The organism is Corynebacterium sp. 74A, from assembly GCF_008930665.1.
Lineage (GTDB): Bacteria > Actinomycetota > Actinomycetes > Mycobacteriales > Mycobacteriaceae > Corynebacterium > Corynebacterium megadyptis.
Window position 1 is genome coordinate 672,941 of sequence record NZ_PQMG01000001.1, and the last position, 26,929, is coordinate 699,869.

General features: G+C 63.0%; 24 protein-coding genes and 1 rRNA gene. 14 read left to right on the forward strand and 11 right to left on the reverse strand.

The window, feature by feature from the left end; all coding sequences use genetic code 11:
• Positions 1-261 precede the first annotated feature (261 nt).
• Together GBB11_RS02890 and GBB11_RS02895 are read right to left on the reverse strand one after the other, a co-directional pair.
• Positions 262-2,676, reverse strand: coding sequence for an HAD-IC family P-type ATPase (locus tag GBB11_RS02890; RefSeq protein WP_151548977.1), 2,415 nt, complete (start codon positions 2,674-2,676; stop codon positions 262-264).
• 157 nt (positions 2,677-2,833) lie between these two features.
• Positions 2,834-3,682: an aldo/keto reductase gene (locus GBB11_RS02895; RefSeq protein ID WP_151548978.1), complete on the reverse strand. Its 849-nt coding sequence runs from the start codon at positions 3,680-3,682 to the stop codon at positions 2,834-2,836.
• A 163-nt stretch (positions 3,683-3,845) separates the two neighbouring features.
• On the opposite strand from GBB11_RS02895, the gene GBB11_RS02900 reads away from it, so the two are divergent.
• The 3 genes from GBB11_RS02900 to GBB11_RS02910 all read left to right on the forward strand — a co-directional run bounded on the left by GBB11_RS02900 (position 3,846) and on the right by GBB11_RS02910 (position 7,687).
• Entirely contained in the window at positions 3,846-4,763 is a 918-nt protein-coding gene (locus GBB11_RS02900) for an ABC transporter ATP-binding protein (protein WP_151548979.1), read from the forward strand.
• Positions 4,760-5,926 carry an ABC transporter permease gene (locus GBB11_RS02905; protein WP_151548980.1) on the forward strand — a complete coding sequence of 389 codons (1,167 nt, stop codon included), beginning with the start codon at positions 4,760-4,762 and terminating at the stop codon, positions 5,924-5,926. The genes GBB11_RS02900 and GBB11_RS02905 overlap by 4 nt, the downstream gene beginning before the upstream one ends.
• Before the next feature lie 282 nt (positions 5,927-6,208).
• Positions 6,209-7,687 (forward strand): carboxyl transferase domain-containing protein, encoded by a 1,479-nt coding sequence (locus GBB11_RS02910; protein WP_151582261.1) that lies wholly within the window; start codon positions 6,209-6,211, stop codon positions 7,685-7,687.
• 107 nt (positions 7,688-7,794) lie between these two features.
• Here the strand turns inward: GBB11_RS02910 and fkpA are convergent, their stop codons facing one another.
• Positions 7,795-8,154 carry an FKBP-type peptidyl-prolyl cis-trans isomerase FkpA gene (gene fkpA / locus GBB11_RS02915; RefSeq protein ID WP_018019335.1) on the reverse strand — a complete coding sequence of 120 codons (360 nt, stop codon included), beginning with the start codon at positions 8,152-8,154 and terminating at the stop codon, positions 7,795-7,797.
• Between the two features lie 336 nt (positions 8,155-8,490).
• Positions 8,491-9,792: a citrate synthase gene (locus tag GBB11_RS02920; RefSeq protein WP_192796023.1), complete on the reverse strand. Its 1,302-nt coding sequence runs from the start codon at positions 9,790-9,792 to the stop codon at positions 8,491-8,493.
• Between the two features lie 947 nt (positions 9,793-10,739).
• Between GBB11_RS02920 and serC the strand changes: the two genes are divergently transcribed.
• The 3 genes from serC to GBB11_RS02935 all read left to right on the forward strand — a co-directional run bounded on the left by serC (position 10,740) and on the right by GBB11_RS02935 (position 13,922).
• A complete protein-coding gene (serC, locus tag GBB11_RS02925) occupies positions 10,740-11,855 on the forward strand; it encodes a phosphoserine transaminase (protein ID WP_151548982.1) in 1,116 nt (371 codons plus the stop codon).
• Positions 11,856-11,984: 129 nt separating this feature from the next.
• Entirely contained in the window at positions 11,985-12,884 is a 900-nt protein-coding gene (sepH, locus tag GBB11_RS02930) for a septation protein SepH (protein WP_151550501.1), read from the forward strand.
• 6 nt (positions 12,885-12,890) lie between these two features.
• The gene (locus GBB11_RS02935) at positions 12,891-13,922 is read left to right on the forward strand and encodes a hypothetical protein (protein ID WP_225979314.1); all 1,032 of its coding nucleotides are present in this window, start codon (positions 12,891-12,893) and stop codon (positions 13,920-13,922) included.
• Here the strand turns inward: GBB11_RS02935 and GBB11_RS02940 are convergent.
• The 3 genes from GBB11_RS02940 to GBB11_RS02950 are packed head-to-tail and all read right to left on the reverse strand — an operon-like array spanning position 13,919 to position 16,940.
• The gene (locus tag GBB11_RS02940; RefSeq protein WP_151550354.1) at positions 13,919-14,767 is read right to left on the reverse strand and encodes an RNA methyltransferase; all 849 of its coding nucleotides are present in this window, start codon (positions 14,765-14,767) and stop codon (positions 13,919-13,921) included. The two genes, GBB11_RS02935 and GBB11_RS02940, sit on opposite strands and share 4 nt — an antisense overlap.
• Positions 14,768-14,786: 19 nt before the next feature.
• Entirely contained in the window at positions 14,787-15,440 is a 654-nt protein-coding gene (locus GBB11_RS02945; protein ID WP_151550353.1) for a LysE family translocator, read from the reverse strand.
• A gap of 6 nt (positions 15,441-15,446) precedes the next feature.
• A complete protein-coding gene (locus tag GBB11_RS02950) occupies positions 15,447-16,940 on the reverse strand; it encodes an NCS2 family permease (protein ID WP_151550352.1) in 1,494 nt (497 codons plus the stop codon).
• Positions 16,941-17,488: 548 nt separating this feature from the next.
• Between GBB11_RS02950 and GBB11_RS02955 the strand changes: the two genes are divergently transcribed.
• Positions 17,489-18,106, forward strand: a complete 618-nt coding sequence (locus GBB11_RS02955) for a hypothetical protein (RefSeq protein WP_151550351.1) — start codon at positions 17,489-17,491, stop codon at positions 18,104-18,106.
• A gap of 27 nt (positions 18,107-18,133) precedes the next feature.
• On the opposite strand, the gene GBB11_RS02960 is transcribed toward GBB11_RS02955, so the two are convergent.
• Complete coding sequence (locus GBB11_RS02960; protein WP_192796403.1) at positions 18,134-18,751, reverse strand: DUF3027 domain-containing protein; 618 nt, start codon at positions 18,749-18,751, stop codon at positions 18,134-18,136.
• Positions 18,752-18,972: 221 nt separating this feature from the next.
• Here GBB11_RS02960 and GBB11_RS02965 point away from each other — a divergent pair, with 221 nt between their 5' ends.
• Together GBB11_RS02965 and GBB11_RS02970 are read left to right on the forward strand one after the other, a co-directional pair.
• Positions 18,973-19,824, forward strand: a complete 852-nt coding sequence (locus GBB11_RS02965) for a glutaminyl-peptide cyclotransferase (protein WP_192796402.1) — start codon at positions 18,973-18,975, stop codon at positions 19,822-19,824.
• A gap of 11 nt (positions 19,825-19,835) precedes the next feature.
• Positions 19,836-20,369 (forward strand): DUF2771 domain-containing protein, encoded by a 534-nt coding sequence (locus GBB11_RS02970; protein ID WP_151550349.1) that lies wholly within the window; start codon positions 19,836-19,838, stop codon positions 20,367-20,369.
• On the opposite strand, the gene GBB11_RS02975 is transcribed toward GBB11_RS02970, so the two are convergent.
• Positions 20,366-20,755: a cold-shock protein gene (locus GBB11_RS02975; protein ID WP_151550348.1), complete on the reverse strand. Its 390-nt coding sequence runs from the start codon at positions 20,753-20,755 to the stop codon at positions 20,366-20,368. The two genes, GBB11_RS02970 and GBB11_RS02975, sit on opposite strands and share 4 nt — an antisense overlap.
• Before the next feature lie 774 nt (positions 20,756-21,529).
• Between GBB11_RS02975 and GBB11_RS02980 the strand changes: the two genes are divergently transcribed.
• Both GBB11_RS02980 and GBB11_RS02985 read left to right on the forward strand, forming a co-directional pair.
• Positions 21,530-22,150, forward strand: coding sequence for a resuscitation-promoting factor Rpf1 domain-containing protein (locus tag GBB11_RS02980; RefSeq protein ID WP_151550347.1), 621 nt, complete (start codon positions 21,530-21,532; stop codon positions 22,148-22,150).
• 353 nt (positions 22,151-22,503) lie between these two features.
• On the forward strand, positions 22,504-23,790 hold the full coding sequence (locus GBB11_RS02985; protein WP_151550346.1) for a hypothetical protein: 1,287 nt from the start codon (positions 22,504-22,506) through the stop codon (positions 23,788-23,790).
• A gap of 138 nt (positions 23,791-23,928) precedes the next feature.
• Here GBB11_RS02985 and GBB11_RS02990 read toward each other — a convergent pair whose 3' ends face one another.
• Complete coding sequence (locus GBB11_RS02990) at positions 23,929-24,120, reverse strand: hypothetical protein (protein ID WP_151550345.1); 192 nt, start codon at positions 24,118-24,120, stop codon at positions 23,929-23,931.
• A gap of 173 nt (positions 24,121-24,293) precedes the next feature.
• On the opposite strand from GBB11_RS02990, the gene GBB11_RS02995 reads away from it, so the two are divergent.
• From GBB11_RS02995 to GBB11_RS03005, 3 genes are all read left to right on the forward strand, one after another.
• The gene (locus GBB11_RS02995; RefSeq protein WP_225979313.1) at positions 24,294-24,938 is read left to right on the forward strand and encodes a DUF3239 domain-containing protein; all 645 of its coding nucleotides are present in this window, start codon (positions 24,294-24,296) and stop codon (positions 24,936-24,938) included.
• A gap of 16 nt (positions 24,939-24,954) precedes the next feature.
• A complete protein-coding gene (locus tag GBB11_RS03000) occupies positions 24,955-26,142 on the forward strand; it encodes an aminotransferase class I/II-fold pyridoxal phosphate-dependent enzyme (protein ID WP_151550344.1) in 1,188 nt (395 codons plus the stop codon).
• Positions 26,143-26,230: 88 nt separating this feature from the next.
• Positions 26,231-26,704, forward strand: coding sequence for an SRPBCC family protein (locus tag GBB11_RS03005; RefSeq protein WP_151550343.1), 474 nt, complete (start codon positions 26,231-26,233; stop codon positions 26,702-26,704).
• A 110-nt stretch (positions 26,705-26,814) separates the two neighbouring features.
• On the opposite strand, the gene rrf is transcribed toward GBB11_RS03005, so the two are convergent.
• Positions 26,815-26,929, reverse strand: a 5S ribosomal RNA gene (gene rrf / locus GBB11_RS03010); the annotation flags it as partial.

Consider the following 26,929-nt stretch of genomic DNA (forward strand, 5'->3'; position numbering starts at 1 on the left):
TGGAACGCCCTAGCAAACAAATTACCTAGCTCACATTGCAATGTGTGATCTACGAAGCATTTTTTATCTACAGAGCGCTGAATCACTGCCCCCACTACCGGATCACCTGCACCAAGAAAGGTCCTACCACCACCCCCGACAAGGCAGACAGGATCCTTCTGTTAAGTTTGCGAACCTTTAGATTGTGAGCTTCGCTAGCTTTTCACGCGCACACAGAGAGGCTGCCGCGCCGCGACAGCCTCAGGTAAATGTGATGTTTCTTCAGCTTAAGCCGGTTTTCTGGAGTTCCGGAGGTCGGTGACGCTCGCGATCACGCTGTGCCTCACGCCGCGAGGCCGCCTGATTCACCCGCCACAGCAGCTCCACCAGCACGGCCCCGGCAACGCCGACCGCCACGGATTGCAGGAATAGTGGCGAGAGATGGGCGTCGAGAAGCAAAATATGGGCGCTGAAGGGCACGGCAAAAAGCGCCACATAGGCCAAGCCGGAGACCCCGATGAGCAGCATCTTCCACCAGTTCAGCGGGCGTGAGACCACCACGAGCACCCACCAGGCCATGATGAGCAGGGCGGCCAGCGCCGCGGTGGCCTCGTGCTGATTCACCCCCGAGCCGTGTGGCGAAGAAGAAATCACCATCCACCACAGGGAGACTCCGAGCCCGATGACCACCCCGGAGGGCATGGCCAAACGCAGCACACGGCTCGCGAAGCCGGGCCGAGCGCGCTCGTGGTTGGGAGCCAAGGACAGGATGAAGGCGGGAATGCCAATGGTGAACCAGCCGATCATTGTCACATGGATCGGCTGGAAGGGGTACACAACGCCAAATATGCCGGTGACCAGTGCCAAGATCACGGAGTAGACCGTCTTTGTGAGGAAGAGATTGGCCACGCGCTCAATATTGCCAATCACCCGGCGGCCCTCGGCCACCACATGCGGCAGCGTGGAAAAGCGATTATCCAGCAACACCAGCTGGGCCACCGAACGGGCCGCCGGCGATCCAGACCCCATGGCGATACCAATGGAGGCTTCCTTCAAAGCCAGCACATCGTTTACGCCATCGCCCGTCATCGCTACCGTGTGCCCGGATTCCTTGAGCGCGAGCACCATCTGCTTTTTCATCTCTGGAGTCACGCGGCCGAACACGCGGCCACGCTCCACGGCCGCTCGAAACTCCTCGGGATCGGTGGGAAGCTCGCGGGCATCGATGGCCTCGGTCGAGATACCAAGGGACCGGGCCACCGCCCCCACCGATACCGCATTATCGCCGGAGATGATCTTCAGCTGTACCTTTTCCTTGGCGAAGTAATCGAGGGTGGCACGAGCCTCGGGTCGGATCACCTGCTCCAGAATCACCAAGGCATGCGGCTCAAACTCCGTCTCTGTTTTCCTCCCGAGCAAGAGCACGCGCTGGCCGAGCTGCATATGCTCATCGGCTGCGCGCGACTCGGGAGCCAGCACATCGGGCGCCCCCAGCAGCCAGCACTCGCCGGAGGCCAGCTCCACACCTGAGTACTTCTTGGTGGAATCGAAAGCGATATGCTCACTCACCTGCGGCAGCGGGCTGGGCTCTCCCGGCGCGTCAGCACGGGAGTGCTGCAGCGCCTCGGCGATGGCCTGCATAGTGTCATTGGGGCGTTTATCGGCCTTGGCCATTGCGAGCAGCGTGGCCTCATACTCGGCCTCGGGGCGGCGACGTCCAGCATCCGCCACCACATCAAGGCCGGTATAGCCCATGCGGTTTTCCGTGAGCGTTCCGGTTTTATCAGCGCACACCACATCCACCCGCGCCAAACCTTCGATGGAGGGAAGCTCATTCACCAGCGCTTGGCGCTTGCCTAAGCGCACCACGCCGACGGCAAAGGCAATCGAGGTCATCAGCACGAGCCCCTCGGGCACCATCGGTACCAACGCCGCCACCATCGCCAGCAGGGACTCGCGTATTGGATTGCCGGTGCGCACCAGCTGGGTGTAGATCGCGAGCAGCCCCGTGGGAATAAGCAGCCAAGTGATGATCCGCAAGATCTTGTTGATCCCGTTTTGCAGCTCGGAGTCGGTGAGGGTGAAACGCCCGGCATCGCGTATCAGCTTGGCGGCATAGGCATCCTCACCGATGCCGGTGGCCTGGAAGGTGCCAAAGCCCGCGGCCACAAAGGAGCCGGAGTAGAGCGGATCTCCCACGGATTTCTTTATCGGCTCGGACTCGCCGGTGAGCATCGATTCATTGATCTCGAGCCCTTCGGAACTGCGCACCACGCCGTCCACCACCAGCTGGTCGCCGGCGCCAATATCGATGAGATCGTCGAGCACAATAGAATCGCGCGGAATCTCGGCTGTGGCCCCATCGCGGATCACCTTCGGATCCTCTTCGCCGAGGATCGTCAGCCGGTCCAGGGTGCGCTTGGCCCGCAGTTCCTGAATGATGCCAATGCTCGAGTTGGCGATAATGAGCAGACCGAAGGCACCATTAATAAAAGAGCCCGTCGTCGCCACGATAATGAAGAGCACCCCGAGGATGGCGTTGATCCGGGTGAACACATTGGAATAAATAATGTCGCGGGTTCGCCGACCGGTGCGCCGCAGCGTCACGTTCACCTGGCCGCGCTCGCGCCGCTCGACCACCTGCGCCGAGGTCAAGCCTGCGGCGGGAGTGATTGCCCGTGTGGTGTCTACCTCCATGAGCTCCGTAGTCTACCCCCTGTGTCCGGCGTAACTGAGCCGCGTGAGCACCCAAGACGGGGATTCACAGCGCTTTCCCAGCTGCGCCCTTGTCGCCCCCCCCCTCCTGCCAGCAGCGAAGCGGCGCTGCGCCCGGCTGGAGGCAGGGCCGTGGCGCTTAGCTAAACTCGCGGGGATCGGGCCCCACACGGCCGGCCCCCTCGCCCTGATCGATGGCGGTGATCCGCCGCAGTTCCTCCTCGCTGAGGGTGAAGGAGAAGACATCGATATTCTCCCGAATCCGCTCAGGCGTGCGCGAGCGCGGAATCACGATGCGATCCTGCTGCAGGCTCCAGCGCAGCGCCACCTGGGCAGGGCTGACCCCATGGTGCTCGGCGATCTCTCCCAAGATGTGATGGCTGAGGATCTCGCCCTGGCCCAACGGCGACCAGCACTCAGTAACGATGCCGTGGTGGTGGTGATAGTCCACGAGCTGGCGCTGCGAGAACCCGGGGTGGAGCTCGATCTGATTGATCGCGGGAGTGATGCCGGTATCGGCGATGATGCTGTCGAGAGTCTCCTCATAGAAGTTACAGACGCCCACGGTCTGTACCCTTCCCAGCCCTTGGAGCTGGGCAATCGCCTCGAAGCTGGCGCGGTAGGTGTCTGTATCCGGGCAGGGCCAGTGCACCATGTACATATCGAGATAGTCGAGGCCGAGTCGCTGCAGACTCTGATTGAAGGCCTCCCCTGTTTCCTCAAAGCCCTGTTGGTTATTCCACACCTTCGACACCACGAAGAGCTCATCGCGTTCCACATCGCCGGCGGCAATCGCTGCGCGCAGGGCGGCGCCGACGGCCTCCTCATTCTTATAGATCGCTGCACAATCAAAGTGGCGATACCCTGCCTCGATGGCAGTGCGGATGACTGTGTCGCATTCATCCGGGTCGATCTTCCACAAGCCCAGACCGAGCTGCGGAATAGGGGTGGCGTCGTTGAGGGTGATGGCGGGAACGCAAGTAGACATAGTTCCCATTGTGCCCCTGCCCCGCGCTCAGGGCTATAGCCAGTACCTAGGTGTCCACCGTGGCAGGCGTCCAACCCGTCTATTAAGGTAGGCCTACGTGATTGTTGGAAAATATGTCCGTGTGTGAGTTCACACCATGACTATGAGGAAAGAACACCAGAGTATGCACGACACCACACTCCACATAGATGGATTGACCAAGCGCTATGGCGATGTCGTCGCGCTGCAGGACATGAGTTTTTCCGTCGCCCCAGGCGAGATCTACGGCTTTGTTGGCTCCAACGGCGCTGGCAAAACCACCACGATGCGCATCGCGCTTGGCGTGCTCACCGCCGATTCTGGCGAGGTGCGCTTGGGCTCACGGGCAGTCGACGACGCCCTGCGCCGCAGCTTTGGCTACATGCCCGAGGAACGCGGGCTCTACCCCAAGCAAAAGGTGGCAGAGCAGCTGCACTATTTCGCACGACTGCACGGGCTCGATGCTGCCGCTGCCAAGCGCAATACCGCCGAGCTGCTCGAGCGGCTGGGTCTCAGTGACCGCGCGAAGGACAAATTGGAGCAGCTGTCTTTGGGTAATCAGCAGCGGGTGCAGCTCGCCGCGGCGCTCGTCTTTGATCCGCAGGTGCTGATCCTCGACGAGCCTTTTAGCGGCCTCGATCCCGTGGCCGTTGAGGTGATGTCCAACTCGCTGCGGGAACGCGCCCAGCAGGGCATTCCGGTGGTGTTTTCTTCGCACCAGCTGGATCTGGTGCAGCGTTTATGCGATCGCGTGGGCATCATCAGCGGCGGCCGCATGATGGCTCAAGGTAGCGTCGATGAGCTGCGGCAGTCTGGGCCGGTGCTCTATGAGATCACCAGCCCAGCCACCACCGCGTGGTGGGAGGCGCTCGCCGGTGTGGAGCTCGTGGAACGCCACCAGGACACGGTTGTGCTGTCGATCTCCGAGGAGGCCACGCACGGCCCTGGCGGCTTCGATGATCAGGAGCTGCTCCGGGCGGCGCTGGACGCCGGCCCCGTGCACCACTTTGGCCGTCGCCTGCCCTCTCTCACCGCGCTCTTCCAGGAGGTTGTGTCGCAATGAATTCCTATTCCTCTTTCTCCACGATCGGCCTCGTGATCAGGCGCGAGGCCGCAAAGCTGCTGAAATCGAAGAGCCTCTGGGTCATGCTCGGCGTGATGCTCGCCATTTCGGTGGTGGGCGGAGTTGTGGGCTATATCAATTCCGACGATGAGGACACCGCCTCTGATTCTCCGGTGGTTGCCGTGCTGGGCGAAGATCCCAGTATCCCCGACCGCGCCAGCGCCGAGGAGGCGCTGCGGGCCTCCGATGAAGAGGACAATGCCCCACGTCTTGATGCCGTGGTGGTACCCGCGGAGTCCGGCTCGGAGCTGCTCTACACCGGGGAGCTTCCCACCGGGCTGCTGGAGCAGCTCAACGCCACTCGCGCCGAGGTGTTTTTAGAATCCCAAGGCGTCGACCCCGCAGCCATGGCAGCCACCCAGCTCATCCCGGTGCAGGTCGGCGACGGCGACGCGGGATTCTTCGGCGATCCCGACACCTTGGGTAACCGAGTGGTCGCGCTCGTAGGCGTTTTTCTTCTCGTCCTCGCTATTTTGATGTTTGCCGCCATGATCGGCACCGCCGTGATGGAGGAGAAAAGCTCGCGCGTCATCGAGATCATTTTGGCCACGGTGCGCCCCCTCGATTTCCTCTGGGGCAAGGTGCTGGGTATCGGGCTCGTCGCCTTAGGCATGGTCACGGTGCTCTTTTCCGCAGGTATCGGCGCCGTGTGGGCCGCGGGGCTGACGGATGACCTCGACTTCGACCTCTCGATCATTCCCATTCTCGTGCTCTTCTTCATCCTCGGTTTCATCTTCTTCGGCCTGGTCTACGCCGCCGCAGGATCACTGGTATCGAGCATGGAGGACTACCAGTCGGCCCAGCTGCCCGCGCTGCTGCTGGCCTTGGCTATGACGTACACCCCCATGTTCGGCTTTTCCAAGCTGGACAGCACGTTCATGGAGATCGCGACATGGATTCCACCCTTCTCGGTGGGCGTTGCCCCGCTGCAATACGCCGCGGGTAACCTTTCCGCGCTGCAGCTGGCGGCCAGTGCCCTGGTGCTGGTGCTCACCACCTTCGCCGTCAGCTGGCTCACCTCCCGTATCTACCGCAACTCGGTACTGCACTCTGGCAGCGCCATCTCGTGGCTCAGCGCAGTCAAAAACGTGCGTTCGGCTTAGCCGGCACACGCTTATCGACGCCGACCTCCCCGCCTCGTCGCGGTGGCGGTCGGCGTTATTCGCGTTCGACGGACACACCTTGGGGTGTGATCATTGTGGCCTCCCGCTACGGCCCTCTCAGCGCCCCCGCTGATACTGCTTGCACAGCCTCGATACTGCCACCGCAGTCCCGCGCAGCCTGCTACCACCACACCCGCACGTGGGTGTAACTCGGCGGCGCGGTGCAGAATTTTTGCGTCATTGGGCCCCGCTTTGGGGTGGGTGCGGATAAGCTCACCCAGTATGGGACATACGAGCGCGCAGCAGCTGATTGATGAAGTACTCGACCCCGATTCTTTCCAGAATTGGGGCACCACGCCGAACTACGGCGATATCGACGATGCCTATAAGGATTCGCTAGCGCGGGCCCGCGAGAAATCCGGGGTGGACGAGGCCGTGATCATCGGGGAGGGCAGGGTCGCCGGCCACCGCGTAGCCTGCGTGCTCGGAGAGTTCCGCTTCCTCGGCGGCTCGATCGGCGCCGCCACCGCACGCCGCATCATCGACGGCATTCACCGCGCCACCGCGGAGAATCTGCCGCTGCTGATCTCCCCCTCCTCCGGTGGCACCCGCATGCAGGAAGGCACCCCCGCGTTCTCTTTGATGGTCTCCATCACCACCGCTGTGTATCGCCACAAGGACAAGCACCTGCCCTTCTTGGTGTATCTGCGCAACCCCACCACCGGCGGCGTGATGGCCTCTTGGGGTTCGGCCGGCAATCTCACCTTCGCCGAGCCAGGGGCACTCCTCGGTTTCTTAGGCCCGCGGGTGGTGGAGCTGACCACCGGCAAGCCTATGCCGCCTGGGGTGCAGACTGGGGAGAACCTCGCCACCCACGGGGTGATCGACGGCGTGGTTAACCCCGCGGAGCTCCGCACGAGCGTGATCAAGCTCATCACCACCCAGCAGGGCTATGAACCGGAGCATTCGGCCTGGGATTCGATTGTGGCTACCCGTCGCAGCGATCGACCTGGCCTACGGGATGTGCTCACGGTGCTCTCCGATAGCTATATCGAGCTCAATGGCACCGGCGATGGCCGCCACTCCCCTGCCGTGCAGGTAGGCATAGCCACTCTCGGGGGCCGCCCCGTGGTGATCATGGGGCAAGACCGGCACGCCCAGCCGCCGCACGCCGTCAGCGAGCTCGGCCCCGCAGCGCTGCGCTTCGCCCGCCGCGGCATCCAGCTGGCGCACGAGCTCAATATTCCTTTGATTTCTTTCATCGACACCCCCGGCGCGGAGCTCTCCCGCGAAGCCGAGGAGGCGGGTATGGCTGGCTCCATCTCTCGGACCTTGAATGAGCTGGTCAGCGTGGATGTACCCACGGTGTCCGTGATTCTGGGCCAGGGCTGCGGCGGCGGCGCGCTGGCGATGCTGCCCTCTGATGCGGTGATCAGCGCCGAGCATGGCTGGCTCTCCCCGCTGCCGCCCGAGGGGGCCTCGGCGATCATTTACCGCGATGTTCACCACGCGGCCGAGATGATGGATGCTCAAGACGTCAGCGCGGTGTGTCTGATGAACGCCGGCATTGTCTCCGGCATTGTTCCCGAGGGACCAGATGGCGCCGCGGGCGGGGACGCCGCCGACAACCCCGAGGAGTTCATCACCCGCATCTTGGAGTCTGTGGATTACACGCTGTGGAATCTGGAGCACAACGTGAAGCTGGTCGGCCGCGAACACCGCTTCCAAGGCTATGAGAAGCTCGCCGAGATGCAGCCTTAAACTCGGCGCACGCGGATCGCACACAAACACCGCCGCGGATACGCTCTCCCCGCGAGGAGAGAACAGTATCCGCGGCGGTGTTGCACTCTTTCGTGCCGTGGTGGTGATTAGCCGACAGAGAGCAGGTCAATCACGAACACCAAGGTTCGGCCGGAGAGCGGGTGACCGCCACCGGCGGGGCCATAGGCGGCCTCCGGCGGGATAGTGAGCTGGCGACGACCGCCCACCTTCATCCCGGGGATGCCCTCCTGCCAGCCGGCGATGAGGCCGGACAGCGGAAATTCGATAGCCTGGCCACGATCCCACGAGGAGTCGAACTCCTCACCGGTCTCGAAATCGACGCCCACGTAGTGAACCTCAACTAGGCCGCCCGGCTGAGCTTCATCGCCATCGCCGACCACGAGGTCCTCGATCACGATGTCCTCAGGTGCAGGCCCCTGTTGAACGTCAATCTGTGGCTTGTCCATGAATTCACTCCTGTTACATATGTATGTGCACTCGCGCCCCAGACACACGTGCCGCACCCGACGGTGCGTACCCGCGTGAGCGGTGGGGCGCCAGGCCGCGCACAATGAGTGGCCTCGCCCCCGCTTGCATGCCAGCAGCGGGCGGATGACCGCACGCGTGATGGCAGCCTCTCGGGCTGGGTTACGCACCCAGTGTACCTAAGAAATAACTCAACCCCGAATAATTTCTTGCCGTGGAGGCCTCCGGCGCCGACTGTCCCCGAGCGCGCGAAACCGCCGCCCCTCAGGCGAAGGACGGCGGTTCCTAACGCTTATCTTGCGCTATAAGGCGGGTTATTAGCCGCGCTCAGAGCGGGGCACGAACTCACGCAGCGGCTGGCCGGTGTAGACCTGACGCGGGCGGTAGATCTTGGAGGCCGGGTTCTCCACGAGCTCGCGGTACTGGGCGATCCAGCCGGGCAGACGGCCCATGGCGAAGAGGACGGTGAAGAAGTCCGTCGGGAAGCCCATGGCGCGATAGATGAGGCCGGTGTAGAAGTCCACGTTCGGGTAGAGCTTGCGGGAGATGAAGTAATCGTCGTTGAGGGCGATCTCCTCCAGCTGCATGGCCAGCTCCAGTGCCTCGTCGCCGCCGGTCTTCTCCAGCAGCTCGTGGGCGGTGTCCTTGATGATGGCGGCGCGCGGGTCGTAGTTCTTGTACACGCGGTGGCCGAAGCCCATCAGGCGGACGCCCTTTTCCTTGTTCTTCACGCGGTTCATGAAGTCGGTAGCGTCGCCGCCATTGTTCTCCTTGATGTCATCGAGCATCTCGAGAACAGCTTGGTTGGCGCCGCCGTGCAGCGGGCCGGACAGGGCGTTGATACCAGCGGCCACGGAGACGAACATGTTGGACTGCGCGGAGGCCACCATACGTACGGTGGAGGTGGAGCAGTTCTGCTCGTGATCGGCGTGCAGGATCAGCAGCTGATCCAGGGCCTTGACCATGAGCGGGTCGATCTCGTAGGGCTCGGTGGGGAAGCCGAACATCATGCGCAGGAAGTTGGCGCGGGCGTTGAGAGAGTTGTCCGGGTACATATAAGGCTGACCGTGGCGGGCGCGGTGAGCATAGGCAGCCAGCATCGGCACCTTAGCCATGAGGCGCACGGTGGCCTTATCGAGGTGATCCTCATTCAGCGGGTCGAGCTCATCCTGGTAATAGGTGGAGAGGATGTTAAGGGAGGAAGCCAGCACTGCCATCGGGTGGGCGTTGCGCGGGAAGACGTTAAATTGCGCCTTGAAGTCCTCGTCCAGCAGGGTGTGGTGACGAATGTCGTCATTGAACTTAGCCAGCTGCTCCCGGGTGGGAAGCTCGCCGTGAATCAGCAGGTAGGACACCTCGTTGAAGGTGGCCTTGGCGGCCAGATCCTCGATGGCGTAGCCGCGGTAGCGCAGAATGCCCTCGGCGCCATCGATGTAGGTGATGTCAGAGGCGGTGGAACCGGTAGACACATAGCCTGGGTCATAGGTGACCAAGCCGGTCTCCTGCAGCATCTTGCCGAGGACAACACCGTCGTTGCCTTCGGTGGCCTTGATGATGTCCATCTCGAATTCACCACCGGGGTAGTGAAGAACGGCCTTGTCCTTGTTTTCTGTAGCCACAGTATCCCTTTCAATTAAGTTGATATATCGCACCGGCCGCGATCGATAATGGGCGCTGGCTCTCTCCTCTATTAGGAGGTAAAAGAGTGATGCTCGGCGTGTGCGGATCATCATCGACGCTCGGAACCGAGCATCCTCCGCCTCACGCGAGACCGCGACCACATCAACACGTGAGCTTTACTACCCACGGCCGAAAGTGCTCCTGTACGTCACACTATACGTTTTTGACTGCATGCGTGCCCGCGCTTGCCCACCCCTCACACCCGCCCCACCTCCGCATAGGGGCAGAGACCGAGTAGCCGCGGGGATCGACCCACATAGTCACGCTTCCACGGCGAGGACCACAGCCTCGCCCGAACCGCATGTACTGCTCAGGGGGGCCACCCCTGAGTCGGCGCACTGCTCTCACGGTGCTGCTAGGTCAACATTTATGACCTTGCAGAAAGCTGGGGCCAGCGTTCTCACTATTGGGAAGCGTCGCTGACACACATGTCCGGTACTGGCCCATAGCCGCTGTTCAGCAGCTATTTGTCGCACCGACGGCAACAGTCTACCAGCGTCTGTGACGCGGACAACAAATTCTCCCGCTCCGCAGCCGCGCCGCCACCCACACACACCTGCGCCGTACTGCGAGGATGCCCATCCCAGCACCCAGCACTCCCCCTTTTTCTCGCCTGAATCATCCACCGGCGCCTCCCCCTAGTGCTACCCCCGCCCAGCGTGATCTCGCATCACCCACAGTGGGGAGCGCGCACTGGGTGCCCCTCACCTCGTGCCCGACGGGACACCCCCGCCGCAGGTGTCTGCACGTCACCCCCTTTTGTGAAAGCCCTGCCCGCCGCCGTCACTGGTTGGTTAATCTAAACAGGCAGAGCGCGCGCCGCGCTGCAATTTTATTGTGTTTTCTCGGTGCCCATCGTGGCAGTCATTTAAGGATCAAAATATTTATGTCTGAGGCCTTTACTACTCTTCCCGCTGAACTTATCCCCGCCGATGGCCGTTTTGGCTGTGGCCCCTCCAAGGTGCGCCCCGAGCAGCTGCGCGCCATCGTCGATGGCGGCAGCAGCATTGTGGGTACGTCCCACCGCCAGCCCGGCGTGAAGGATGTGGTGGGTGATGTCCGCACCGGTTTGGCAGAGCTGTTCTCCCTTCCGGAGGGCTATGAGATCGTGCTGTCCTTGGGCGGCGCCACTGCCTTCTGGGATGCCGCCACCTTCGGCCTCATCGAGCAGCGCTCGGGACATTTCACCTGCGGCGAGTTCTCCGGCAAGTTTGCCGCCGCTGCCGCCGCCGCGCCGTGGCTGGAGCAGCCCGCCATCGTGGAAGCCGAACCGGGCGATACCCCAGAGGTGCAGGCCATCGACGGCGTCGACGTGCTGGCGTGGGCGCACAACGAAACCTCCACTGGCGCAATGATGCCGGTGACCCGCCCCGATACCGACGCCCTCATTGCCATCGACGCCACCTCCGGCGCCGGCGGTTTGCCCGTTGATATCGCCGAGGCAGATGTCTACTACTTCTCCCCGCAGAAGTGCTTCGCCTCCGACGGCGGGCTGTGGCTGGCTGCCATGAGTCCCCGCGCCCTGGAGCGCATCGAGAAGATCAATGCCTCCGATCGCTTCATCCCCGCCTTTTTGAATCTGCAGACTGCGGTGAACAATTCGCGCAAGAACCAGACCTATAACACCCCGGCCGTGGCCAGCTTGCTCATGCTGCGCGACCAGGTGCAGTGGATGAATGACCAGGGCGGCTTGGACGCCATGGTGGCGCGCACCTCCGCCAGCTCCCGCATCCTCTATGACTGGGCCGAGTCCCGCCCCGAAGCCACCCCGTATGTCGCTACCCCGGAGAAGCGTTCGCTGGTGGTCGGCACTATCGACTTCGATGAGAGCGTGGACGCCGCCCAGCTGGCAAAGACGCTGCGCGCCAATGGCATCGTGGATGTGGAGCCCTACCGCAAGCTGGGACGCAATCAGCTGCGCATCGGCATGTTCCCCGCCATCGACTCGGCAGACATCACGCTGCTGACCAAGGCCATCGATTATGTCCTCGATGCCCGCTAGCCGCTCAACTAATCCCCTCTAGCAGCGAATAAAGCTAGAGAACACGCGCACGTGAGTGATCCACCACGTGCGCGTTTTCCATTAAGGTTGGACGTGTTAGTTAGTCCCACAACGACGCAGGGAGCGTGCATGCGCGAGCTAGAACTCAACGCCGCGGAGTCCAATCGGAACTCGCTCGTTTTTCACCTCGACGAGGAACAGGTGTTCTTGGCCGTGAGCGATGAGCTGCGCACACAGCTTATCGACGCCCTCTCCTCGTCCGAGCCCACCCCAGCTGCCCCTCCCGCTCCCGCCCCGCCGGCGGAGGCGCCCGAGGAGTCGGCGTCGACAAGCGTCGATCCCCGTTTGACTACCCCGCTGCGCATGCGACCGCGGGAGATTCAGGAACGGGTGCGCGCTGGGGCGACGATAGCGCAGCTCGCGGAAGAAAATGATGTCACCGAATCCCGCATCGAGCCCTATGCGCACCCCGTGCTGCTCGAGCGCGGCCGGATCGCGGAGATGTCCAAGCAGGCGCACCCGGTGCGCGATGATGGCCCCGCCAAGCTCACCCTGTGGGAAGTGCTGGCCACCGCCTTCGCGGCCCGCGGCAACAATGTCAGCGACGCCGCCTGGGACGCCTATCGCGACCCCTCTGGGCAGTGGATTATCACCGTGACGTGGACGGTAGGCCGCAGCACCAATGTGGCCGAGTACTCCTATCTCAATCACATGACCTCCTCGCCTACCGCGGTGGCGCGCAACCAGCTGGCCTCGGAGCTGATTAATCCGGAATTTTCGCAGCCCAACCGCGCGCTCAGCTCGGTGCGCGATACGGAGGAGGACGCGGATTACGATGATCCCGCTGACTTCGCCGATGCCGAAGAATTTCGCGGCCCCGAGCGCAGCGCCGACGGCGAGGGCGAGGATTTCTTGCAGCATCCGCCGGAGGAGCAGGCCCCGAAGCGGCGCCGCCGCAAGGCCAAGACACCGCACTGGGAAGACGTCCTTTTGGGTGTGCGCTCGAATACGAAACGACCGAGGAGCTAAGGCGCCATGGAGCGGCCCGCAGTAGTGACGTTTTTCTTCGTCAACACCGATACCCCCGCCGAGGTCATCGCCACCGAGCCTCGGGCGAATCGCGGCTTCGGCCGCAAATACCTCGCCCAGATGAATCCCCGCTGGCCCATCACCCCGATCGGGCAGTTCTCCTTGAACCGCTCCACGGATGTGTCCGAGAACGAGTTTTATATCGCCGGCTTCCCAGGGTTGTCGCTGGTACAAACCTATCTGCCCGATGTGCGCAGAATTTCCGATATCGATGCCGCCCTGCGTTCCTCACTGCCGGCCCGAGAACTGATCGTGACCGCCTATAACCGCGAGCGCGGCTATGGTGCTTTCGCCTACTGGCGCGGCGACACCCTGCTCCGGGCGTTTGCTGCCCGGCGCGACCGCGTCTACGAGGACGAGGGCATCCCCCAGCCCTTCGAACGCCCCTTCTGGGCGGGCGAGCGTAGCGAGAACGTGGGCGGTATCGCCTTGCCCTTCGAGCCGATCGATCTGGTGGCGGCGGCCACCCGCGAGTGGCTGGGCATCTACACGGGCGGACCGGATGTGAATGTGGTGGGCTATGCCACCGATGGCCGGCCCGAGCCCAAGGTGGAGCCCGCTCCGCCGAGTTCCCGCAGCATCGCCGATATTGTCTCGGCGGCGTCGTCGAAGCTGGGTCTGGGCGCGGCCGATCGGGATTATGACGACTACGCTCTCGATTCCACCCACAGCGAGGAGCGTTCCACCGGCGAAGAGCTGGGCGCGGTCGTGCGCTCTGGCTGGTCGTGGATGCGCAAGGCCGGCTCCACGGTGCGCGATGTTGCCGAGACGGTCGGCGAGCAGCTCTCGGATAAACTGCGTCACACCGACCGGCCCCGCAACAGCGGAACATTGCAGCTGCCCCGCTCCCGCTCGACGGCACAACGCGCGCCGCGCGACACCGAGTCCACCCCGCCGCCGCGCCGCGGTGAGCCCACTAGGCCGCAGGTCGAGAACACGGAGGCCGCCGAAAGCCCCCTCATCGAGGACGAATCCTAAGACAGGCTGCGGGCCCGCTCGTAGAGTGCCACGGCTGCGGCGGTGGCCACGTTGAGCGAGTCCGTGCCCGCAGCCATGGGAATACGGGCGCGGATATCGGTGGCGCGCATCGCGTGTTCTGTCAGCCCCGGGCCCTCGGCGCCGATGAGTAGCGCCACCTTCTCATAGGCTTGGCCCGTCTCGTCCACGAGGGCATCCTTGAGCAGCGCCGCCTCTGGGTTGGGGGTGAGCGAAACAATGTGGAATCCGGCCGCGCGCACCTGCTCGAGGCTGCGCTGCCACGTGGTATAGCCGCCGGCAAGATGGGCGAAAGGCAGGCGCAGCACATGCCCCATGGAGACGCGCACCACGCGCCGGTAGAGCGGATCGGCACAGCCGGCGCCGAAGAGCACCCCATCCACACCGAGTCCGGCAGCGTTGCGGAAGAGGGAGCCGATATTTTCGTGATCCCCCACTCCCTCGGCGATGACGAGGGTGCGCGCGCTGTCGACCACCTGCTCCACGGCCAGAGGCTCGGGCCGATCCGCGGCTGCCAACAGCCCGCGGTGGAGATCAAAGCCCGCCACCTCGGCGAGGGTGTCGCGGGTGGTGGCGTAGACGGGAATATCCCGGCGCGCGATCTCCTCCTGCACCCCAGGGATAGCGAGGAAATTCGATAGCTTGGGCTCGAAGCCCACAATGGAGCGCACGGGGAAGCGCGAATGCAGCAGCCGCTCGCTCACGAGATTGCCTTCGGCGATCACCAATCCCTTGCCGCCGCGCGCATCGGGGCGGCGGTCGGAGGAATTGAGATCGCGGTAGTCAGCGAAACGGGGATCTGCGCTGGAATCGAGAAAAATGGCCACGCTGTCCCATACTAGTGGGCTAGGCGGCGCCGATATGCAGCAGCTCACGCAGCACCGGCACGGCAACGCTGGCGCCAATGAGCACAAAGACGGTACCGGAGAGCATATCGATCTGGGGACTATAGCCCAGCATAGAGCGGCTGATCCGCGGCGTGGAGAGCACGAAGGCAATGCTTAAGAACCAGATCAGAGCCGACAGCCCCACCGCCCCGATGTAGATCAGCTGCACTCCCATGCTGGCGCCCACCGGCAAAAACTGGCTGAGCACGGCGGCCATGAAGAGCACAATCTTCGGGTTCGAGAGATTGGTGGCCAACCCCGTGAGATAGGCGCGGCGCATCTTCACTGGAGCCACCGCGAGCTCAGGGGGCTGGGGCGCGGTGCCACGTGCTAGCCAGCCGGCGCGGGCAATGGCGGCGCCCAGATACATGAGGTAGCCGCCGCCCACGAGCTGCAGCGCTTCGAGTAGCTCCGGGAAGCGCTGCAGCAGCTGCGCCATGCCGGCCACTGTCAGGGCCGTCCAGAAGGTGGCGCCGGTGACTATACCCAGCGCCGCGGCCAACGCCCGCTGCCGGCTGCGGCTCGCTAGGCGCAGGATCAGCAGCGTGTCCGGCCCCGGCGAGACCATGCCGATGGTGTTGGCCACCAAGAAGGGAAGAAGCGATCCAAGCATGGCCCGCTAATGTACGGCCGCCAGGATGGGATCGATGGCGAAATAGACCAAGAACAACGCGGAGATCAGCCACAGCAGCCAGTGCACCTGCTTGGCCCTGCCGGAGGCCACGGCCATGGCGGTATAGGCCACAAAGCCCACGCCGATACCGTTGGCGATCGAGTAGGTAAAGGGCATGGCCACGATGGTGAGGAAGGCCGGCAGCGCGACATGGAACTCGGTGAAGTCGATCTCGCGAATCTGTCCCATCATCAGCGCGCCGACGATCACCAGCACCGGGGCGGCAGCCTCGATCGGCACGACCTCATAGAGCGGGGTGAGAAACATCGCCAGCAGGAACATGATGCCGGTGACCACATTAGCCAACCCAGTGCGGGCACCATCGGCGATACCGGCAGCGGAGTCGATATAAACGGTGTTAGAGGAGGCGGAGCAGCCGCCGCCCACGACGGCGCCGACGCCCTCCACCACAAGTGCCCGCTTCATATCGGGCAGGTTGCCGTTCTCATCGCTCAGGCCCGCTTGGCGGCCCAGCGCCGTCATGGTGCCCATGGCGTCGAAGAAATTCGCCAGCACCAGGGTGAACACCAGCAGAGACGCCGAGAGCGCCCCGATCTGGGCGAAGGCGCCAAAGAGATCCACGGCGCCCACCAGGGAAAGATCTGGAGTGGAGCCGATGGATTCCGGCAGGGTGGGCACGGCCAGCGACCAGCCGGTGGGGTTGGGCTTGCCGTCGACGAAGGAGGGGCCGGAGCTGGTGAGCGACTCCACGATCATGGCGATGATCGTGGTGGAGACGATGCCGATAAACAGCCCGCCACGCACATTGCGCGCCACCAGCACGCCACAGATGAGCAAGCCGAGGACGAAGACGAAGGTGGGCCAGGACGCAATCGAACCGTCGATGCCGAGGGTCACCGGCACGGTCGTTCCCGCGGCATCGGGGATACGGCGGACGAAGCCGGCGTCCACCAGGCCAATCATGGCGATGAACATACCGATGCCCACGCCCATCGCGGCTTTGAGCGAATGCGGGATGGCGCGGAAGACGGCGACGCGGAAGCCAGAGACGGCGAGCACCACGATGATGATGCCGTCGATCACCACCAGCCCCATTGCCTCCGGCCAGGTCAGCCCCTCGGCGGAGACTAGGGTCACGGCCACTAGGGTGTTGATTCCGAGGCCGGTGGCGATGCCGAAGGGATAGCGGGCAAAGACGCCGAAGGCGATGGACATCACGCCCGCGGCGAGGGCGGTGACGGCGGCTACCTGCGGGATCCCGAGGGATACCCCGTTGCGGTCTTCGATACCGCCGAGGATCAGCGGGTTCAGCAGCACGATATAGGCCATGGCCAAGAAGGTGACCAGGCCGGCGCGGACCTCAGTGCCCACGCTCGAACCGCGTTGAGAAATAGAGAAGAAGGAATCGAGCCAGTTCTTCGGCTCGCGGGCGGCGCGAGGCTTCTGCTCGGCGACCTCAGAGTGTTGCGGGGCTGTCATGGCCTGCCTTTTCTTAAGTTGCGCTTTCCGTTGGCACGGCGCCTCAGCGCGGCTTTGCCCCCGGTGAGTGGTGGCCGTTGATAACGGCGCACACTTTCCAGCGGCGAGCACGCGTGGCGACGTGGTGTCGTGCACAGCAGCGTTGAAGGCGAGTAGCTAGACGCCGCTCTTCAACAGCCGCGTTTATGTTACTCTCAGCTGCTTGCAGAAGGAGAAATAACTCCCCGCAGTGCCGTCCAGCAGCGGCCCCAGCGCCACCCCTAGCGGCACCGCGGAGCAGGCGCCGCGGTGGGTTAAGCTAAAAAGCACTGGTGTTTATCACGCATCATCCTCGCCCAGATGAGGCTGGGTGCGCACACGTCAGCCCCGTATGCCGCACCCAGCCGTCGACGCCGCCCGAGTGTGCGCGATGCGTGCGACGCCGCATGCGAGAAACCGGCTTCACCCTAGTAGCACAAAGGAGCATGTCACCCGCGGTGTACAGGACTAGTTTTAGGCAGGTCGACGGGCGCGTCCGACATTTAGGGGAACATCTCAACCGTCTGGGCATGCATCTCAGTGCGAGCGATCATGAGGCCATCCGCGCCCGACTCCGCAGCGCAGGTAAGGGCAGCTTCTTTCCGCTCATTGAGGCGGAACGCTCCTATTGGAATGTGCGGCTGCGCCCCGATGTACCCACCAGCGATCACATTTGCGTCTCCACCCAGCTGCTGCGCGATCAACGCCGCGCCCCCGCCAGCTATGGGGTGGACTATCCCTGGCTCAAGCACCACCTCGATCGGCTACAGCACGAGGGCGCCGATGAGGGGCTTCTCAGCGACGGCCACGGCCGCGTGCTACAGGGGATTTTCGCCACGATCATCGTGATCACCGGAGCCACCGCGCATATTTCCACCCATCCAAGCTCGCACGCCTCGGTGCTGCGCGAACCCGTATTGGACTATCTCATCTCCCGCGGCGTGGAGGTACACCCCCACGTTAAGGGGCTGCCCCCCTATCTTTTGGGGCGCGGTGAAGTGTGGTTCGTGGATTCGCTGTCCGGGGTGCGCAAGGTGGAGCATTGGATGGAATATGGCACCACCCGCACGGCGCGCACCCACAGCTCTCCGCATATTGATGTGGCGGATGCCAATAGCTGGCTGTGGGCCACTGCGGAGCCCGTCTAGCGCCACCTGCCCCGCGGCGCCGCTGGCTTAGAGCTCGATGGCTTTTTCATCGTCATAGGGTGTGGCCACCGGCGCGCCGAGCTGTTCCTTCGGCGGGGTCAGCGAATGTGCCCCGCAGCCATAGGCGGCGTGCACCACGTGCCCATCGGCGGAGTATTCATTGGCGCACACGCCGAAGTTGCGCCCCACCTCCTCGGGGAGCTGCAGGTAGAAGGCACAGCTGCCGCATTCGAGGCTCGCCTTTTGCGCAAACTCGCTGCCCGGGCCGAAGGAGCCGCGCCCCCAGCGCTGCCGCGCCTCGGATAGCCCCGCCGCAGAGATCTCGAGATGAGTGGTGCCGTCCTCGTCGGTGGTGTCCACCACGCGGGGATCGCCCTCCTCGAGTGGCAGCTGCGTCTCCGGGTCCAGATCGCCGGGCCGGATGCGCTCGGAATAGGGCACCCATTCGGGCGCGGTCAGGGCGCTGCGGCCGGCGATGAGGGAGACATCATTGACGGTGATATGGTCCGAGCCGGGTGCGGCCGTGACACTCACATGCCATTGCCAGCCTCGGTAACCCGGCACCTCTGCACCGAAGCGATGCACGGCCAGGGTGTCGTCGATAAGCTGCGCCCCGATATGCTGCCCCACCGGTCCCTCATCCATCTCAGCGGCGGCGCTGAGTGCGATGCTGCGAGCCTGTGAGCTCAACAGCACGTGCGTGCTGCCGCTCGAGCTCGTGCTGCTCGGGGCGCTGGCGGCAACGCGGGGACGACGGCTGCGGCGGCGACGCCGCGCGCCGCTACGGGCGGATGGGCGCGAGGATCGGGAAGAGTCTGACTGTGTCACGATTACCATTATCCCCAACGTGGTGCAGAATACGAGGTATGAGGTTTGCTTCGCTCACATCTACCCTTGTCATCGCGGCCCTCGGAGCGTGTGCGCTCGGCGGATGCGCGTCTGAGCAGAACGGCCCGACCTACACGGTTTCCCAGAACGGCAACTCTGTCGATACCCCCACTGCTCCCAAAGTGCCCACCTTGGTGCCCACGGTGCTAGCTACGCATACTATTGCGCCCACCTTCGTCCAAGGCCTGCAGGTAATCGGCGATTCCTTCCTGCTCTCTACGGGGCTAAATGGGGAATCCACCATCCAATACCGCGATCGCGAGACCTATGCGCAGCAGACATCCCTGCCGCTTGACGACGCATTCTTCGGGGAAGGAGCAACCCTTGCCGACGGCTCCGTGTGGCAACTGACGTGGAAAGCTGGGGTGGCCTTCCAGCGCGATCCCGGCACCTTAGAAGAACGCGCCCGCTTCACCTATGACGGCGAGGGGTGGGGCCTGTGTGCTTTTGATGGCAACGGACCGCTCTATCTCTCCGATGGCAGTGCCACGATTCGCACCATGAATACTGCCGATTTCCAATCAACCGGCAACTTCACCATCCGCGACTCTGAGGGCCAGGCCATCTCCCGCCTCAATGAGCTCGAGTGCGCGGAGTTTCGCGGCCAGCCCGCCATCTACGCCAATATCTTCACCACAGATGAGATTGTGGTCTTTAGCCCCCACGACGGCGAGCTGCTCGCGCGCATCGACGCCTCCGCGCTGGATTCCCGCGCGCCCGAGGATCCCAACACCGTGCTCAACGGTATCGCCGCCGGGGAGAATGGGCGCTTCTATCTCACTGGCAAGAACTGGCCGGTGCTCTACGAGGTGGAGTGGCGCGAGAGCTAGAATCGATGTCCATGGCTACCCGCAAACAACGTCGTGCCCAATTCCGCACCGTGCTCCTCCTCATCGTGGCGGTGCTCGCCGTCCTCGGTGTGACCATGGTGCTGACGAAGCTGCTCAATAACCGTCCTGATCCCGAGCCGGAGACGGTGCGGATTAATGCCAGCGTGAATGGCACCACGGTGGAGGTCGCCCCCTATGTGATCGCCGAAGTAGGCGAGCGACCGAAGGAAGGCGACATCGCAGCCATCGAGGTCGCCCCCAAGGACACACTGTCGCTCGCTATTCCCGAGGTGGTGCACGACCACGACTGGGCGCTATTAACCATCTACGATGATCCGGCCTATAACGACGAGCAGTACTTCACTGCCAATGAGCGGACCGAGGTGGAGGTCCCCGGCTCGGTAGAGAGCAAAGAAAAGGACTCCACCGACACACCACGACTGGTGGTTGTGGAGGTGAAGTCCGTTCTCATTGGCCACAATGATGCTGGCGAGGAAACCCCCTACAACGTCACGTGGTCCATCACTACCCAGCCCGATTCCTAGGTATCGAGTTCCTTGGCAATGGCGCGCAAAATCGCCGCAATCTGGCGGCCGGTTTTGCGCTCTGGATAGCGGCCGGAGGTCAGCCCTGGCTGTACCTCGGTTTCGAGGACCGTCATCGCATCGGAAATCATGGAGTTGAGTTGCTCCGGCGAATAGGTGCGGCTCGGGCGGCGGCGGGCGCGCGGGCTGTCGAGTACCTTCACTCGCAGCGCCTGCGGGCCGCGTCGGCCAGCGGCAAAGTCGAACTCGATACGCTGCCCCTTGTGCAGCTCCTCCACCCCAGCCGGCAGCACCTGCTTGCTCACATAGCAGTCCTCCTCACCAGGGTTGGACACAAAGCCGAACCCACGCTCGGGGTCATACCACCTCACCTTGCCGATTGGCATGGCCTATCACCTCTTCTTGTCACGCACAGATACTTCAGCACTCGGACCGTCTCCCACGACACTCGAAACACACGCAGCGTCCGAGTGCGTTTCACGCCGAGTGCAGCAGACTAAAGAACACTAGTGTATTCCTCTCCGTCGCGGGGAGCCACACCCCGCGACGCATACGGTGCGAGCGCCGCGCTCGCCCCTAGACAGATACTGTGGGCGCGCGCCACTCGGCGGGAACACCATTCGTACCACACGCCCCACAAAGCACAGTTTTCACCCGTCTAGCAGGGCAAAGGCACGCATAAAACGGCCTCTAACACGCCGTCTCGACCGCCGCAGGCGCATATGTGCCATAGATCACATTCGCCAATTTGCCTACCCTGAACAGGGGATTCTCGAGCAGCTATCGCCACTACGCCACCGGAGCGTGACTAAATCGTTATAAACGGCTACGGTGCTTGTTAGGCGCTCACCGAGGAGCACCTCGCGGACCTCCCTGTATCCCGCACCGCACCGCAGCAGCGATACGCGGCGCTAGGGACAACAGTTATAAGGATCACGATTCCCTCCCTGCACTCGTGTATCCCCTCATGGAAGGCCCGCGCCCCTGAGACCGTTCCTCGGAACTCGAGCGTATTTCATACAGATTTCACCTCCCATACCGATTTAACGTGTGTGCGGCAGGGCATCGCTGCTTCTGGCGATACCGCTCGCGACGCACCGTCGCACCGGCTTAGCCAGTGACAACGAGGGCGCGCACACCGAAAGGAAAGACAGAGACTTATGGCTCGTCACGCCCGCAAGACCGCGTCCACTACCGCAAAGATCGCCGCCGGAACCATGGTCGTTGGCGCCGCCACCGCTGCCATGGCCCCCACCGCCTCCGCAGCTCCGGATTCGGATTGGGACCGCCTCGCACAGTGCGAGTCCGGCGGTAACTGGCACATCAACACCGGTAATGGCTACCACGGTGGTCTGCAGTTCGCCCCGTCTACTTGGAACGCTCATGGCGGCCAGGAGTTCGCCCCCACCGCCGATGGCGCCACCCGCGAAGAGCAGATCGTGGTTGCCGAGCGTGTGCTCGCCTCCCAGGGCTGGGGCGCATGGCCGGCCTGCTCCGCTCGTCTGGGCCTGAACTCTGCCCCCACCCAGCGTCCGGCTCCGGGCCACAGCGCTCCGAACCACAACTCCCCGGCGACCCCCGCTGGCACCAACTTTGCCCCAGCAGATGAGGCCCTCCGCGCTGTGGATCAGGCTTTCCGCACCGTAGACGAAGCCTATGGCCAGGCCAAGGGCGTGGCTCGCCAGGCCGGCATCCCGGTTCCGGGCCAGGTTGACCAGGCCTACAACACCGTGGTGGGCCAGGCCCGCCAGGCTGTGAACACCGTCGCCTCCCTGTACTAAGCCGTCGCTGCCCCAACTCTGGGGCATGCTGGCTCCATAGCGAGACGCCAGAGACACGTGGAAGGACCTCACTCCCCTATCTGGGGATGTGAGGTCCTTTTCGTTGTCTACACCCCCGACTCCGTTCGTGGGGTGTGCGATTGTGCCGGTCGAGGCCCTACGCAGCTGAGGCGCCGCTGAGCCCAAGGTGATATAAAACGCGACGTTCGATAAACTCACCTCAGTACACACTCACCTCACACCAGCGGCCTGCGCAGCGGATTATACGCCTGCGCGCCGCGGTGTGATTCACGGACTCAGTCTAGAGAACTACGAGGACAATCGTTGTGTTAAAACGGTCAATCAGTATCACTATGGCCTTCGTCGGACTCATCGTCGGCGCCGGCTTCGCATCAGGCCAGGAAATGCTGCAGTACTTTGTGGCCTTCGGTCGCTGGGGAGTTCTCGGTGCCGTCATCGCCGGTGTGCTCATGGCACTGACGGGCATGATCTGTCTGCAGCTGGGCTCCTACTTCCAAGCCGATGAGCACCTTTCCGTGCTGGAGAAGGTGACCTTCCCATGGATGTCGAGGATTCTCGACATCGCCGTCTCCATCACCTTGTTCTCCGTGGGCTTCGTGATGTTCGCCGGCGCCGGCTCGAACCTGCAGCAGGAGTTCGGGCTCGACGTGTGGGTGGGCGCTGTGCTCATGGTGGTCATGGTGCTCGCCGCCGGCATGCTGGATGTGGGCAAGGTGTCCAATGTGATGGGCGCAGCCACCCCGGTGATCATCGTCTTCCTGGCCGGCGCCTGCATCTACGCCATGATGCACTCCGGCGAGTCGCTGTCCACCCTCGAGCCGGTGGCCAATGAACTGCCCACCAGCCTGCCGAACTGGTTCATCTCCTCCATGAACTATGTGGGCTTCTGCCTCATGGTGGCGATCTCCATGGCCATCGTCATGGGTGGCGATAACGTGGATCCCCGCTCCTCCGCCATCGGCGGCCTGGCCGGCGGCACCATCTACGGCATCCTGCTGACTCTGTGCACCGTGGCCCTGTTCTCCTACATCAAGGTAGTCAAGGACGAGGATATGCCGACCCTGGCCATCGTCCAGGAGATCAACCCCTCCCTGGGCACCGCCATGGCGGTGGTGATCTACATCATGATCTTCAATACCGCTATTGGCATGTTCTACGCCTTGGCCAAGCGCCTCGCCAAGGGGGATCAGAGCAAGTTCCAGAAGTGGCTGTTCATCCTCGTCGGCGTCGGCTTCGTCCTCTCCTTCATCGGCTTCCGCCAGCTGGTGGCCTATGTCTACCCCGCACTGGGCTATATTGGTGTCGCGCTGATCGTGGTGCTCATCGTCGCCTGGTGGCGCGGCCGCAGCATGATCAAGGGCGAAACCGAGCGCCGCATCCGCATCCGCGAGCTCCTAGCTATGCGCTTCGACCCCAACCGGCCCTACTCCCGCGAGGAGGCTGCGGAGATGCGCCGCGAGATCGCCAGCTCCAATATCGAGGACGAGGAGCTGCTGGAGTCCATCACCGAGGAGGTGCGTGACGAACTCGAGGACACCTCGGAGCTCGACGAATCCACCAACCCTGCTCCCTCTCCTACGGCCGAGTCCGAGTCTGAGGACAGCACGAGCGTGAAATAGGCGTCGATACGCGCGCGCAACAGCACAACACCCCTAGATCACCGCCGGTGGGGCGGGACTAGGGGTGTTCTTCTCTGCGATACGCAGACACCCCGCCGCGGGCACAATCTTCGCGAGGCGGGGTGCGGAAAAGAGGCGTTAGGGGCGGTTGACCCGCGTGTAGGGGTGAACGTAGCCGGTCTCCTCATAGGGGACGGGGAAGATGAAATCATTACCCCACGGGCTATTCGCGCCGTCATACTCCGAGATGAGGTCAGTTACAGGATGTTCACCGGGTGCTACGTCCGGCCAGCCCGGATCAACGTAGCCCTTCTTCTCTACATTAGCCATGACGCCATTCTTTCAAATAGACAAATACTGTGCCCATGATTGTACCCGACGGGGGTAGCAAAATACATTGATGAGCACACATTCCGCGGCGGGCTCGGATGCGGCGATGCTGCAGCGGGCGGGGCCGGAATAAAGATGCTGTTTTGCCTGCGGTTGTCCTTTATGCTTGTGCTATGCCGCAGACATTTTCCTTCACCGTCGATGGCCCCTACAACAAGGAACACAATGAGATGTTCCGCGATGCGCGCCGGCTCAAGCTCTCCGCGCTCTTGTTCGGGCTCATCTTCTTCGGCTTGGCGCTCGGCGTGGTCTATTTCAGTAACCAAGCCTCTTGGTCCTACTACGCGGCCATCGCCTTCGGCGTCATCGGCCTCATCAGCCTCGTTCTTATCCCCGTATTGGATAAGCAGGTGGGCACCGCCCAAAGTCTCTATGACCGCTACGAGCTCGTGCCGGCGATGATCGCGCAGGTTAACCCGCGCGACAAGGTGATCCTCGCATTGGTGAACACCAGCGTGAACCCCGACGCGAAACCGGTGTGGGCCCTGGCTGCCCGCACCGTCACCCGCGTGGACGGCCACAGCTCCACCGTGGGTGAGCGAGTTCCCGCGGTGGCGGTATCGGGGCGCCGCAGCGTCCAGGACCAGGAGCACTGGGATGAGATCTCTCCCATGCCCATTGCCTGGGGCACCCCGGATCCGGATGTGGTGCGCGATGCTATTAACGCCATCGATCAGAAGCGCTGGCGGCGCCTCGAACAGCACCTGAATAAGGTGGATGATGTGCTGGCAACCAAATTCAACCTTCTCGAACTCTAGGAGTATCTCCAGGTTTATGAGTCCTTCCCCTCAGACTTCGCACGATCCCGGCATCGCCCGGATGGTCCCTTTCAACAAGTCCATCTTTGACACCATGACCACCCAGGCCGCCCGCTATGACGCGATCAACCTCGGTCAGGGCTACCCCGATCATTCTGGGCCGGAGTCCATGCTCCAGATGGCCTGTGAGCAGATTACTGCCGGCAATAACCAATACGCCCCGCCGCGCGGTGTCGCCGCGCTGCGGGAGGCCATCGCCCGCGAGCGCAATGTGCGCTATGACGCGAATATCACCGCGGACAATGTGCTCGTGACTGTCGGCGCCACCGAGGCCATCGCCGCCAGCGTATTGGGCCTAGTCGAGCCCGGCGATGAGGTGATCGTCTTCGAGCCCTACTATGACGCCTATGCGGCCTCCATTGCGCTTGCAAACGGCACCCGCGTGGCCGTTGCCCTCCATCTCGACACCGAGACCGGACACTGGGATATTGACCGCGAGGCCCTTGCCGCCGCGGTGACGGATAAGACCGTGGCGATCATGGTGAACAATCCGCACAACCCCACCGGCAGCGTCTTCAGCGAGCAGGGCCTGAAGGCGCTGGCGGATATTGCTATCGACAATGATCTCTGGGTGATCGCCGATGAGGTCTATGAGCATCTCATCTTCGACAGCCACCACACCCCCATCGCTGGCCTGCCTGGAATGCGGGAGCGCACCATCACCATTTCCTCGGCGGCGAAGACGTTCTGCGTCACCGGGTGGAAAACGGGCTGGGCTATTGCGGAGCCGCCCTTGCTTAATGCTCTGGCCCGCGCCAAGCAGTACCTCAGCTTCGTCGGCACCACCCCTACCCAGCCGGCTATCGCCTACGCGCTCAATAATGAGCAGGACTGGATTACGGATATGGTGCACGGGCTGGAGGAGCGCAAAAACCATCTGCGTGCCGTGCTCAGCGAGATCGGATTCACCGTCTACGACTCCCAGGGCACCTATTTCTTGCTTGTCGACGTCGCCTCCAAGGGCTTTGAGGACGGCATGGATTTCTGTATGCGCCTGCCCGAGATCGCCGGTGTCGCGGCCATTCCGGCGGCCGCATTCTGCGATGATCCAGAGCTGTGTCGCACCTTGGTGCGTTTCGCCTTCTCCAAATCGGACGCCTCTATTGATGAGGCCGCGCGCCGGCTGCGCGCCGCCTTCGCTTAAGGTCTCGCTCTGAGCTCTTCATGCCTTCTCGGCTGTGGTGTTCTGCCCTCCTCCCGTGGCGGCGGTGGAATCGCTACGCTGGGAAGGCATGAACCTTTCTGAGCTACGAAGTACCCAAGACATCTATGTGGATGCCAGCCCGAGCGATGTGTTTGCTCTCGTGACCTCCATTGAACGCACCGGCGAGTGGTCGCCTGTGTGTCGCACCTGCTGGTGGGAAGATGAGACCGTCACCCATCAGGAGGGGGCCTGGTTTAAGGGCCGCAATGAGACCCCCGAGCGCACGTGGGAGACCCGCAGCCTCGTCACTGCCTATGAACAGGATCGGCAGTTCCAGTGGGCCATCAATGGCGAGGTCGTCGTGTGGGGTTTTGTTCTCTCCTCTGAGGGGGAGGGCACCCGCCTGCACGAGACCTGGGAAGTGACCGAGAAGGGTCTAGCATTCTTCCAGGCCAAGTATGGTGCGGACTGGGAGGCACAGCTGGCAGAACGTCGCGATGCGGCGCTGGAGGGCATTCCTGCCACGCTTCAGGCCATTAAGGCTATTGCCGAGGGGCACTAAACCCTGCCCCGCTAGCGCGGTCTGGGCATGCAAAAAAGGATGTGATAGGTAAGCAGAGAATACTCCTTCTTACCTATCACATCCTTACTATGTTGCACTGTGAAGTTTTAGGTCGGCGGTGACTTACTCTCCCACACCCTCCCGGGTGCAGTACCATCAGCGCTGTCGGGCTTAGCTTCCGGGTTCGGAATGGGACCGGGCGTGTCCCCGATGCTATAACCACCG

Bases quoted from the DNA above. Each gene is read 5' to 3' on its own strand.
- GBB11_RS02890 (WP_151548977.1), bottom strand. From the start codon at position 2,676: ATGGAGGTAGACACCACACGGGCAATCACTCCCGCCGCAGGCTTGACC.
- GBB11_RS02895 (WP_151548978.1), bottom strand. From the start codon at position 3,682: ATGTCTACTTGCGTTCCCGCCATCACCCTCAACGACGCCACCCCTATT.
- GBB11_RS02900 (WP_151548979.1), top strand. From the start codon at position 3,846: ATGCACGACACCACACTCCACATAGATGGATTGACCAAGCGCTATGGC.
- GBB11_RS02905 (WP_151548980.1), top strand. From the start codon at position 4,760: ATGAATTCCTATTCCTCTTTCTCCACGATCGGCCTCGTGATCAGGCGC.
- GBB11_RS02910 (WP_151582261.1), top strand. From the start codon at position 6,209: ATGGGACATACGAGCGCGCAGCAGCTGATTGATGAAGTACTCGACCCC.
- fkpA (WP_018019335.1), bottom strand. From the start codon at position 8,154: ATGGACAAGCCACAGATTGACGTTCAACAGGGGCCTGCACCTGAGGAC.
- serC (WP_151548982.1), top strand. From the start codon at position 10,740: ATGTCTGAGGCCTTTACTACTCTTCCCGCTGAACTTATCCCCGCCGAT.
- sepH (WP_151550501.1), top strand. From the start codon at position 11,985: ATGCGCGAGCTAGAACTCAACGCCGCGGAGTCCAATCGGAACTCGCTC.
- GBB11_RS02935 (WP_225979314.1), top strand. From the start codon at position 12,891: ATGGAGCGGCCCGCAGTAGTGACGTTTTTCTTCGTCAACACCGATACC.
- GBB11_RS02945 (WP_151550353.1), bottom strand. From the start codon at position 15,440: ATGCTTGGATCGCTTCTTCCCTTCTTGGTGGCCAACACCATCGGCATG.
- GBB11_RS02950 (WP_151550352.1), bottom strand. From the start codon at position 16,940: ATGACAGCCCCGCAACACTCTGAGGTCGCCGAGCAGAAGCCTCGCGCC.
- GBB11_RS02955 (WP_151550351.1), top strand. From the start codon at position 17,489: ATGCATCTCAGTGCGAGCGATCATGAGGCCATCCGCGCCCGACTCCGC.
- GBB11_RS02960 (WP_192796403.1), bottom strand. From the start codon at position 18,751: ATGGATGAGGGACCGGTGGGGCAGCATATCGGGGCGCAGCTTATCGAC.
- GBB11_RS02965 (WP_192796402.1), top strand. From the start codon at position 18,973: ATGAGGTTTGCTTCGCTCACATCTACCCTTGTCATCGCGGCCCTCGGA.
- GBB11_RS02970 (WP_151550349.1), top strand. From the start codon at position 19,836: ATGGCTACCCGCAAACAACGTCGTGCCCAATTCCGCACCGTGCTCCTC.
- GBB11_RS02975 (WP_151550348.1), bottom strand. From the start codon at position 20,755: ATGCCAATCGGCAAGGTGAGGTGGTATGACCCCGAGCGTGGGTTCGGC.
- GBB11_RS02980 (WP_151550347.1), top strand. From the start codon at position 21,530: ATGGCTCGTCACGCCCGCAAGACCGCGTCCACTACCGCAAAGATCGCC.
- GBB11_RS02985 (WP_151550346.1), top strand. From the start codon at position 22,504: ATGGCCTTCGTCGGACTCATCGTCGGCGCCGGCTTCGCATCAGGCCAG.
- GBB11_RS02990 (WP_151550345.1), bottom strand. From the start codon at position 24,120: ATGGCTAATGTAGAGAAGAAGGGCTACGTTGATCCGGGCTGGCCGGAC.
- GBB11_RS02995 (WP_225979313.1), top strand. From the start codon at position 24,294: ATGCCGCAGACATTTTCCTTCACCGTCGATGGCCCCTACAACAAGGAA.
- GBB11_RS03000 (WP_151550344.1), top strand. From the start codon at position 24,955: ATGAGTCCTTCCCCTCAGACTTCGCACGATCCCGGCATCGCCCGGATG.
- GBB11_RS03005 (WP_151550343.1), top strand. From the start codon at position 26,231: ATGAACCTTTCTGAGCTACGAAGTACCCAAGACATCTATGTGGATGCC.